Source organism: Psychrobacter phenylpyruvicus DSM 7000 = NBRC 102152 (genome assembly GCF_000685805.1).
GTDB classification, from domain to species: domain Bacteria; phylum Pseudomonadota; class Gammaproteobacteria; order Pseudomonadales; family Moraxellaceae; genus Psychrobacter; species Psychrobacter phenylpyruvicus.
Genome location: NZ_JMKP01000051.1, coordinates 1 through 10,731, shown reverse-complemented (window position 1 = coordinate 10,731; position 10,731 = coordinate 1). Strand labels below are relative to the sequence as shown.

At 41.0% G+C, this 10,731-nt stretch carries 9 protein-coding genes; 6 read left to right on the top strand and 3 right to left on the bottom strand.

Annotation, left to right across the window (positions count from 1 at the left end; all coding sequences use genetic code 11):
* Positions 1 to 318: IS66 family transposase (locus G561_RS0112605; protein WP_028859877.1), on the top strand; the 318-nt coding region annotated here is incomplete at its 5' end.
* Between the two features lie 206 nt (positions 319 to 524).
* Here G561_RS0112605 and G561_RS0112600 read toward each other — a convergent pair.
* From G561_RS0112600 to G561_RS0112590, 3 genes are all read right to left on the bottom strand, one after another.
* Positions 525 to 926, bottom strand: coding sequence for an ExbD/TolR family protein (locus tag G561_RS0112600; RefSeq protein ID WP_028859876.1), 402 nt, complete (start codon positions 924 to 926; stop codon positions 525 to 527).
* A gap of 69 nt (positions 927 to 995) precedes the next feature.
* Entirely contained in the window at positions 996 to 1,643 is a 648-nt protein-coding gene (locus G561_RS0112595; RefSeq protein ID WP_028859875.1) for a MotA/TolQ/ExbB proton channel family protein, read from the bottom strand.
* Between the two features lie 81 nt (positions 1,644 to 1,724).
* Positions 1,725 to 2,690, bottom strand: coding sequence for an energy transducer TonB (locus G561_RS0112590; protein WP_028859874.1), 966 nt, complete (start codon positions 2,688 to 2,690; stop codon positions 1,725 to 1,727).
* Positions 2,691 to 3,651: 961 nt separating this feature from the next.
* Here G561_RS0112590 and G561_RS0112585 point away from each other — a divergent pair.
* The 5 genes from G561_RS0112585 to G561_RS0112565 form a co-directional block, all read left to right on the top strand.
* A complete protein-coding gene (locus G561_RS0112585) occupies positions 3,652 to 7,554 on the top strand; it encodes an ATP-binding protein (protein WP_028859873.1) in 3,903 nt (1,300 codons plus the stop codon).
* A gap of 17 nt (positions 7,555 to 7,571) precedes the next feature.
* Positions 7,572 to 8,228: a hypothetical protein gene (locus G561_RS0112580; protein ID WP_028859872.1), complete on the top strand. Its 657-nt coding sequence runs from the start codon at positions 7,572 to 7,574 to the stop codon at positions 8,226 to 8,228.
* Between the two features lie 15 nt (positions 8,229 to 8,243).
* Positions 8,244 to 9,638 (top strand): hypothetical protein, encoded by a 1,395-nt coding sequence (locus G561_RS0112575; RefSeq protein WP_028859871.1) that lies wholly within the window; start codon positions 8,244 to 8,246, stop codon positions 9,636 to 9,638.
* 105 nt (positions 9,639 to 9,743) lie between these two features.
* Positions 9,744 to 10,457, top strand: coding sequence for a DUF7281 domain-containing protein (locus G561_RS0112570; RefSeq protein WP_028859870.1), 714 nt, complete (start codon positions 9,744 to 9,746; stop codon positions 10,455 to 10,457).
* 12 nt (positions 10,458 to 10,469) lie between these two features.
* A partial coding sequence (locus tag G561_RS0112565) for a transposase (protein WP_028859869.1) occupies positions 10,470 to 10,731 on the top strand: 262 nt, incomplete at its 3' end.

Here is a 10,731-nt window from a genome sequence, read left to right as displayed (position 1 = left end):
GCCAGTATTAGTAAGGCGATGGATTATTGCCTGAAACGTTGGCAGGCGCTGACTCAGTATCTAGATGATGGCAGGCTGCCGATTGATAATAATTGGGCGGAGAATCAGATGCGTCCGTGGGCACTTGGGCGTAAAAACTGGTTGTTTGCCGGTTCGCTGCGAAGTGGGCAGCGTGCTGCGAATATTATGTCCATCATTCAGTCAGCTCGTTTAAATGGCTTGGATGTGTCTGCTTATTTGACAGACGTGCTAAGACGCCTGCCTACTCAAGAGGATCTGGATGAGTTGTTAGCTCATCGCTGGGTGCCACCGCAATAGGGGGTTGGTCGGATGCTTACCTTTTTCTTGTAGAACTACCCGCTAAAAAGCTAGATACCATTACTCCTAACTCATCAACCATAATTCCATCCTGCTTAAATTAAAAAAAAGATATGAATACATCATATTAATGAATGTACCCATATCTCAGATTCAAACTACTATTGCGACTATACTTACCGGCTATTAAAAAAACCTACCGTCATTTACTCACTCACAAAAGCAATTTTGCTAAGATTAGCACCACTTGCTAGTGCTAAAATTTCAGCTACCGTTTCATAGCGTGCATCTTTATCAACCCTAAGTCGAATTGTTGGCTCCTGCTCAAGCTTAGATTGAGCTTGCAAAAGAGTTGCTAGCTCTTCAACGGATATTGACTTATCGTCCCAAAAAACACCCGCATATTTATCAACGCTTATTTGAATTACCTTCGGTGGTTGCTGTTGCACGCTAGCACTTGTTTTAGGTAAAGTTAAAGGTACTGAAGGATTCAATACAGTTGCTGTTACCAAGAATATAATCATCAGTACCAGCATAATATCAATCAGTGGAATAAGGTTTATCTCGCTCATCCCTTGCATGTCACCATCGCCTAACTGAAAGGCCATTTTATACTCCCATCTCATAGTCAAATTATTAGGTTGTCTCTACTATTTAGCACTAACAGCTCTATTTAGTTAGCTAGCTGTCGTCGAAGAGTACTCACCAGGCTGACTAATTACAGGATTAGTAAAATCAGTTACCGGCTTTCCAGTTACTGGTTCGCTTTCACCCTTAGCAGTTTTGCCTAAAATACTATAAGCGGTATCATTGGCTGTAAACAAGGTCTTGCGATTCAGACGAACAACGATGTTATAAAAAATAACTGCCGGAATAGCGACACCAAGACCTAACCCCGTCATAATAAGTGCTTCACCTACAGGACCGGCCACCTGGCTTAATCCTGCTTGTCCAGATTGGCCTATACTATGTAGAGCATGAAATATACCCCATACTGTCCCAAATAAACCAATAAAAGGGGCGATACTGGCTGTCGTACCTAACAGTGATAGCCCTTTTTCACCCTTATAACGTAGGCGGCCAATTTGTTGTAATAACACTTGTTCAGCAACTGTTTTACGATCAGCAGATGCAAGTGTTGCCAACGAATCCGACTGTGATTTTACAGCTTTAATAAGATCGGGAGCGACCTGACTAGTCAATTTGTGACTATGGTAAATACGTAGTATTCCAGTTATCCAAGAGGCTACAGATAATGCTATTAACGCGAAAAACAAAAATTTAGTAACTATATCTGTGTATTGCCAATAACTTGCAAAGTCCATAGTGAGTCCTTAGTTTAATAAATTTGTTAATACTTAAATTTAGATAGATACATCTTAAAAATTTTATTGAGTGCTCAAAGCTTAATTAACACGATATTCAAAAGGCAGCGTCACATAACCCAATACAGCATTACCTCTGCCATTCTTAAATGGATACAGCTTGCCTTTTTTAGCAATTCTTTCAGCAGCCCTGTCAAGCTTCGGATAGCCAGAAGATCTAGTAACTTGTGCATGAGTCACATTACCTTGCTTATCTACAGTCAGTTTTATGCTAAATTGAAGCACATCTCCAGAGCGAGCATTGGTTCTAATAGATGCTAATCTATTAAAATTTGGTTCTCTCTTCCAACTAGCATCACTTTCAGAGAATGATTGAGCTTTATTAGCAGTTCCCCCACCCCCAGATCCTGTGCTGCCTTTCGCTGTAGTAGCTCCCCCTCCAGAGTCTTTACTGGCTGCTGCCTTAGCAGCCGCACTTGCGGCAGCGGCAGCGTCAGCTTCGGCCTGAGCTCTTGCCTCAGCTTCCGCACGCTTTGTTGCTGCTAACTGTGCTTCTCGCTCAGCCTTTAGCTTAGCTTCCTGTTCAGCCTCTCGCTGTTGCTCAATCTCCCATTGACGCTGTTGTTGCAGTCTTTCATCAACTGTTACAACTGGCTTCGGTGCTGCTATAGGTTTTGGTTTAGTAATAGGTTTAGTAATAGGTTTAGTAATAGGTTTAGTAATAGGTTTGGCAACAGGCTTGGGGTTTATAGCAGTTTTCGGCTTTGGTTCAGCTTTTGGTTTTGCAACAAGTTTAGGTTTAGACTCTACCTTTGGTTGCTGTTCAACCGACGTTTGTGGCTTAGCTTGTTGCGGTGTTTTTTGTCCTATCGATTTAATTAGTTGTATTTCAATAGGAGCTATCTCTTTGATTTCAGGAGTTTTTAATTGATGCATTTGCATATATGCAAGCGCAAATCCGATATAAGTATGTAAAGCTAATACAGCTACAGCAGTAACTATATTAATGGGGGTAAATAGTTCTCTATATTGATTCTCATTTGTCATGGCAGTCTATTGGCCGTTAAAGAAATTAATTGACATTGACTAACCTGCTTTTGCTATTTATTAAGCTGTAAAAAACAGAGTCTGACTTTTTGATTCAAAGCTGATCCTGTAGCTAGATAAATATTTAATGTGGTTAGTAAATCGATATCGTTTATTTTTTAAATTTAGTTACATTGTTTTATAAAATTATCTTTATAAATAACTTACCTTTGAGGTCTAATTACTTAACATACAGATACTAATACATTTATTGTCTTTTGTAAATAATAATCATTATCAATTAAATTTTTTTTTACAAATAATTCCTTATTCCGTTATAAAGCTAATATTTGATTATTTTATTAATTATTTCTACATGAGTATTAGATTTTAATTAAATATTATAGATAGACTCTAATTTGGCAAAGACTACTCCTCACCAAAAACTCGATAAAAACTCTGTCACCAACACTGCATTATCCCTATTTTACATTTATAAACAGCCACCTAATTCATTGATATAATTGAATTTATTTAAGTGAAAGCGTTAATATACACCAAGTATATACATGATATATATTTGGTATATACCCAAAAACCACCTACTATATCCACCTGCTAACCGCCTAATAATGGCTTATTTTATATTTGTTATTAGCTAAGTTTTTAGGTTAGCGATGTATGAGACTATTGCTTTGATTGAGCTACATAAATAAAGCGACAATATGTGTCGCTTATTTCTTTAAGTGATGAACAACTCCTGATAAATCCTCTATAATCTTTATAACCAAATCAGTAGAAGCAGCTTAAAAGGCTTAACAACATCAGACATTAGCGTGACCAGTTTAGAATCATGATAAATAAGCGAGTAACCTTTTTATCACCTGACACTTAAACTGTCACCATTGCTCTGTTATTATTCCAAGTTCTGTATACTCTAACTCTGTCCATTAAAAATCTCACCATCAATTGTAGGCTATCCATGAACATCACTGGACTCAAATCCATTATCCTGCATGACTCCTATTTTAAAGGGAAGCGCACTAAGATCCATTGCCAAGGTCACACCAACAACACCGGTGATAACGGCATGGGCAAAACCTCAGCTTTAACTTTAATCCCAGTGTTCTATGGCTATGAGCCTGAGCGCTTAATCAGTCGCTCTGGTAATAAAAAAAGCTTCGTTGATTACTACCTCCCCCACCCGCAAAGTTTAATTATATTTGAATACAGTCGTCATGATGGGGATCGCTGTGTCTGCTTATATCGTAAGAACCAAGGAGGGCTTGCGTATCGCTTTATAAAAGGCAGTGCCGATGACACTATTTTTAGTCCTGAGCTTGCTGATGCTTTTGCCAATAAGCTACCCATAAGTGATCTGTTAAAGCACAAGTTGCCTTTTGAGACCAGCAATCAAATAGACACTATTACTGATTATCGTGCCATTATCCAAAACAACGTTAAGGTTCTAAAAAAGCGCAGTAAAGGCCGTCAAAGCTTCGTTGGTGATACTTATAACTACAGTTTATCAACCAAATCTATCAATCATATTGGGGCGCTCACCTCGGTGGTACTCAAGCATGATCGACTACTGGCCCAGTTCAAAACCATGCTGGTCGATAGCTTCTTACGTGATCATATTAGCTTAGATTCCAAGCCTCTTGATAATAAAGGGCGTGAGTTAATTGATGATTTGCGTAGTGTTAATTCATTTGATATCAAGACCTCAGAGCTGACCGAAGGTTACCAAAGCAGCTTACAATTACTCAGCGATTGGCAAAGCATTGAGCAAACTTATGCTTATAGTGAAAGCTATCAGCAAGCCATTATTGAGCAAAAGCAACAGCTTACCGACCAGCTGCAACAGCAACAAACCGCTAAGCAGAATGAGGAAGACTCACTTAATGATGAGCTAAAACAGTGGCAACAAAAAGCTCAGGCAGTAAAGATTAGTCTGGATAGCTACCACAAAAATCTACAAGACCTAAATCAACAAAAAGATAAGTGGCAAACTCAAGATATTGATAATAAAAGACGTCATGTTGACAATATTGAGGAGTATCAAAGACGTATTAGCGAGCAAGAGACTCAGTACTCAAACCTGCAACAAGATGCCCAGTCAATTAAGGATGAGCATGAAAAAAGACTGCGCGAGTTAACCGAAACGCTTAGCCAAAAACTAAAGCATTTTAGTGAACAGCGTGATGATGTACGTGAGAAGTATCAGCAAGATATTGAACTGATCCAGCAGCGACTACAGCAGCACAAAGAGAAAGATGAGCAAAAGCGTAGACAACTACAGCAGCGTCAAAATCAAGCTTATAACGAACTCAAAGAGACTCAACAACCTATTTTGGTTAATATTGAGGTTCTTAAGCAAGGCGGACTTGATGCTTCTAGCCAGCAACAACAATCACAGCTTCAAAGCCAGCTAGACCAAGCTTATAGCAAACTGGCTAGCTTAGATGATAGACAGACCTCAATTCAACAACAGCTTAATGAGGTCAATCAAGGCTTTGGTTCGATTCAAAACCAACTGATTAGCCTTAACGCTGAAATGATTGGTCTAAAAGCGAAGTCTGAAGAATTACACCGTATACTCTACCCTGCAAAAGACAGCTTGCTTGAAACGCTTATGCAGCACCCCAAGCATGCACAACAAAGCATCTTAAAGGTGGTTAACCCTGAGCTATTGCACCGTCAGGATCTAGATCCGAGTTGGCATCATGAGTTAGCTAATTCAATTGGCTCTAACAGCCCTGATGTTTTTGCCAATAGTAATTTCTATGGTCTTGATATAGATTTGGACAAAATTGAGACGCCAGAATCTGCAACAACCAGTTATGAGCTAAATCAAAAGTACGAGGCAATCAATCAGCAAATCAAGGACAACCAACAGCTGATTGATAGCGCAGCTAAGACTCTCGAGCAGCATAGACAACAGCAGCGAGAGCTGGAAGCGCAGCTGAAACTAATAGCCAATCAAAAGCAGGCTCAGAACCTTGAGATTGTCTCTATTAAGGACAAGCAGGCTCAATTAACACAGCAGATCAAACAACAACAGCAACAACAAATTGAGAAAAAGCAAGCTGAACTGTCTGCTATTAACCAACAGCTGAAACAGCTGCAGTCAGCGCACAGCGTAGAGACCAGTGAATTAGAACAAGAAATAGCTAAACGTTCGCAAGGCTTTATCAGCCAAATAAAAGACACAGAACAATCGCGTGATAACGAGCTACAAGCGATAAAAGACCAAATTGACCAAGCCGAAAGCGATAAGCTGAACGATGAGAAGCGCTATCAGCAAAGCTACCATAATGCTCTGGCAGATAAAGGGGTGGACACCCAGCAGCTTAATGAGCTAAGTGACAGTATCGCTAAATTAAAGCGATTACTGCAACAAGCTGAATCTTACCAAAAGCTTATTGCAGAGTATCAGCGTTGGCTGCGCGAAGAGTTTAGCAATCATGAGCGTTATCAAAGCAAAGTCTATGAGTTACAAGATGACTTAACGGCTATTAATCAAAAAATTAAAGAGCTAGACACGCTAAAGCTGCAGCGCCTACAAGCGTATGATCAACAGCTGTCTGCGACAAGCTCTAAGCTTAATAACCTTGCTACTCAATCTCAGAGTATTGAACAGTGGCAAAGCAAAGCCAAATATCCACGGTTATACCTTAGTGAGATTCAACAGACGCAGGCTTATGAGCGTCTACAATCTAGTATTGCTAGTGATAAAGACATTGCTGAACCAACCCAGGATTCAGTTGCGGTATCGGCAGACAGCATTGAACTGCCGTGGTTAACAAAGGCCATTTCACTCATTGAAAACACTGCCAAGCAATTGCGAGTGTTAACTATCAGTGCCCAAAACTTGACTCAGGCAGTCACTACTCATAGTGAAAGCAAAATTTATGAGCATTGGTTATCACGCAAAAGCGAATACCAAGACCAAGTTATCATGGATTCTGAGACGGGCATGACCAAATCTTTGTCCCCAGAGGTGCGCTATATTTTGGATTTAGTGTCTTTATATAGCCTGATGACCGAAGACTTAAGTCAGTTGAGGCGCTCTATCCGCAGTCAATTTGTCTCAACTGGTCTGCACTTTAGTAACTATTATCAGACTCTCTCCGAGCTTAATTCTAAAGTAAAAACCATTGGCTCAAATCTTGCCAAACAGATTAATACTGACCACCACTTCCCTGCTCTAAGCGATATCCACATTGAGCTTATCTCCAAAATCCATACCTATGATATGTGGTCAGACTTACAAAGCTTTGAAAAAAACTATCAGCAGTGGACGCATGGGCCCAATGACTCGCTTCCTGATGAAGACTTTATCCTAAGCTTTGAGCGTTTATTAAGCTCGTTAGAGAGCACCCAAATCAATGAGGACATCGAAAGTCTGGTCGAGCTAAAGATTAGCCTTACCGAAAATGGCCGCGTGGTACCAATCAAAACTGATCAAGACTTACAAGATGCAAGTAGTACCGGTCTATCATTACTGGCGGTAATCGTGGTGTTCTGTGGTATGACCCGCTATCTGTGCCCAGATGAGAGCGTGACCATTCATTGGCCTCTTGATGAAATTGGACAGCTGTCTAATCAAAACACCAAGCTATTGTTTGAGCTGATGCAGAAGCGAAATGTGACTTTATTCTGTGCTCAGCCAGATGCCAGTCCGTTACTTAATCAGTTCTTTGTCAATAAAAACTGGCTGGATCTGCGCGCTGGGGTTCGCACCATTGAGGTATTACAGCACAGCCAATCAAATCCTTTATTGCGGGCGAAAAACAACCCTGCCAATACAGACACCCCGAATACCCATATAGATACCCCGAGTATCAATGCGGCTCAGAACACTGCAGCGCATAACGCTTAACCCAAATAGGTAATAATATGTCGAGTTATTTTAGTAAAGTCACTTTAAAGCTACTCGCTGGTGAGATTATTGATGAGGTCACCGCCAAGCCCTTAATGGACTGGTTAAACTCTGATAATAACTGGCAGGATGTCTGCGATTATTTGGCAAAGATAGAGCGGCAACCTTTATTTACCAAAGACAAATCTGGAGTGTATCTAGGCTTCTTGGATGTAGATCAAAAAGAGCATAACCGCATAATTCGTCAGCGATTTGAGCAGCTTGGATTAAAGCTATACCCACTTATCCTATGGTTAAGGCTTTCTAGAAGCTGTATGAGTATGTCGCGGCCGCTACTAGCTGGAGATCTGCTCAAAGAAGCCGATCTATTAAACAGCATTGAAGACTCTAAGCAATTGCAGCACCAGTTAGATGAAATCATCACTAAACTAGGTCGCACTAGTAAAGAGCCAAAAAAACAGATTACTAGCCTGCTCGATTATCTACAGTCAGAGGGATTCCTGCATCCCGTAGGCTCTACAGGAGCGGTGTATAAAGCCACAGCCAAATGGTCGCTACTGTATGACCAGCTTGAGTATATCAATAAATATCAAGTTATCGTGGTTGAAGAAGAGGTTCAATCTGCCCTAGACTTCGATAGCCAAGCCGAGTCCAGTCCACTGCTAACCCAATAGAAGAATCCAACAGCTATGTCAGCCATGTCTGCTTTACGCCATAGATTACCTCAGAGCACTGAGCAAGAGGGACTTGAGAATGCCACTTATAGTGCTGAGGCAAAAAAAGCCACCAATGTGGTGCTCAAACACATTAACCTCATAACCCAAGCCTGTATAGAGCATGGTGGACTACTGTATCTGCAGCAAGAAAACCAAAAAGCCATAGCCCATCTAAACCAAGCAAAGCTTGGTTTTTATATCGATGACATTGATGGCTTTCAACTGTCAAATGCTGTGGTACGTTACATCTCTCATATCACCCAGACTAGCCGTCTTCGTGCCTCTAGCCAAACCTTGTCTGGCTTAATTGAAGAGCTTGAATCTAGTATTGAGTTTTATTACTTAGCCCAAAAGCATGGTGGCCATGACTTAGCCTTTTATGAGAACGACCTGCAAGAAAGAGTTATTAATATCATATCCGAGCTTAACGGCATCACCCTGCACTTCTCTTATCAGGTATATAACACCTTAAATATCATCGAAGATTTGGATATCAAAATCCGTGAAAACGAAAAAGCGTTAGAGACTATTAATCGGCTAAACCAAGTCTTCTCACATTTAACGGTTACCAAATTAAGCACATGGGCACGCCAAGATGATTTTTTGCAGGCACTGTTATTAAAGCTAATGAAGTCTGCCATTGACCGAGGCATTACCGAGCTTATTAATTCAGGTCACCAACTGCGTCAGAACTTGGCAAAGTTGCAACAAGACAAGCAACAACAAAGACTGAACCATCTTATTGATGGCTTTTATCAACACTATCTGCAACACCCTACTTTTAAGCCTGACAGTAGTTTACTCAGTCAACAAGCGGACTGCTTTAACTTAGCCAATGACTTAGCCCTCACCAGCTACCCAGATCTTGATAATCCGCTGAATGATGAATTTATTGGGGATATTGCGACTTCCTTAAGTGAGCGTATCCGTCAATACCATGATCCTGACTTAAGCGATGAGCCACAGAGTGACAGTAATATTGAAGATGTTACTGACTCTGATGCGTTACAGTTTGAGCAGTCGCCACTTTATATCGCTTTATTGCAATTCTTTGATGCATTAATCTCCGAAGAGGGTTATCCTTCATTGTCAGCGGTCGATGCTTGGGAATTTTTATTTGCAGGCAGTTTAGACAATGGCAACTTAGCCAGTGGCCCAGATAACCCAAATGAGCATCAGCCCGCCGAGCTTGCCGAATTGGATGAGGTTAGTATCGAAGATTGGTTACTCAATGTCGCCAGCTATTATTATATGCACAAGGATCAGTTTCAGCCGCCCTTATCGATTCACATTGAAGAAGAAGCGGTCGAAAACTATTCGGGCAACCACATTGTGCGAGATATTGTTATCAAAAGAAGTAGTTTTTAATCAAATGCCTTTTAATCAAATGGCTACTAGTAAAAACTACTATCAGATATCAACCAACAATACAGTTTTATAAAGCCCACTCAACCTAACCCTTAAGTCTAAGTCATGAGCATTGAGCTGACACCACGCCAACTAAAACTCGTTGAACAGGTATTACGAGACCGGTTCAGCAGCAATACGCGTAAGGTCAATAAGACGCTATTGCTACTGGTAGATAATGGCATTGGTCAATCAAATGGCAAAACCATCACTTATTCTGACAGTGATTATGAGGCGCTGCATCAACTTATTCAAAGCAACCAACGCGCGGATAACTTTGTCACCCCAAGTGAGTTAGCTCGCGCCGAAGATAGGCTCGAAACGGCTCAATATAGCCGTAATGAGAAATATAATAGAACCCATGTATTTGGCAAACGCATTCAGGCAGTCGCGTTAAACACCACCTTAACTCTAACTCATAATGGGGTCACTGAAGTCATGCCCGCCACCCCTAGAGGGGTATTGCCGTCCATAGAATCGGGCTGCATTGATGCAACAGAGATCAAAAGATTAATTATTATTGAGAATGGTCAGCTGATGACCCATTGGCACCGTTGGTATCATCTACTACCAAAGTCATGGCAGCAGTCTGTACTTATGTTCCGTGGCTTCGATGACAATGTTGCCATGGTCTATGAGATAGTGAAGAGCTTGCCAGTTACGACTCAACTTGGGTTGTTTTTTGATTTGGACTTGAGCGGCCTTAGACTAATGCAAAGCTATATTAACCGCAGTCAGTGTCTGAACCGCCCCGGGATTGTCGGAGACTCAATTTTCTGAGAGAATACGACAATGAAAACACGAAACTATACCCCTGAAATGAAAGAGCGAGCCGTCCGTATGCTAATTGAAGCTAAAGACGACTACCCATCCACCTGGTCAGCCATCAAAGCTATAGCACCAAAGATAGGTTGCACACCTGAGACCCTACGATCATGGCATAAAAAGCACGTAGATAAAACCATTCCTGCAAACATTCAAGCTCAAAGCCAAGCGGAGCGTATCAAAGAGCTTGAACGTGAGAACAGAGAGTTAAAGCAAGCCAATGAGATTA

Coding starts and splice junctions, on each gene's coding strand:
- G561_RS0112600 (WP_028859876.1), bottom strand. CDS start 926: ATGGCCTTTCAGTTAGGCGATGGTGACATGCAAGGGATGAGCGAGATA.
- G561_RS0112595 (WP_028859875.1), bottom strand. CDS start 1,643: ATGGACTTTGCAAGTTATTGGCAATACACAGATATAGTTACTAAATTT.
- G561_RS0112590 (WP_028859874.1), bottom strand. CDS start 2,690: ATGACAAATGAGAATCAATATAGAGAACTATTTACCCCCATTAATATA.
- G561_RS0112585 (WP_028859873.1), top strand. CDS start 3,652: ATGAACATCACTGGACTCAAATCCATTATCCTGCATGACTCCTATTTT.
- G561_RS0112580 (WP_028859872.1), top strand. CDS start 7,572: ATGTCGAGTTATTTTAGTAAAGTCACTTTAAAGCTACTCGCTGGTGAG.
- G561_RS0112575 (WP_028859871.1), top strand. CDS start 8,244: ATGTCAGCCATGTCTGCTTTACGCCATAGATTACCTCAGAGCACTGAG.
- G561_RS0112570 (WP_028859870.1), top strand. CDS start 9,744: ATGAGCATTGAGCTGACACCACGCCAACTAAAACTCGTTGAACAGGTA.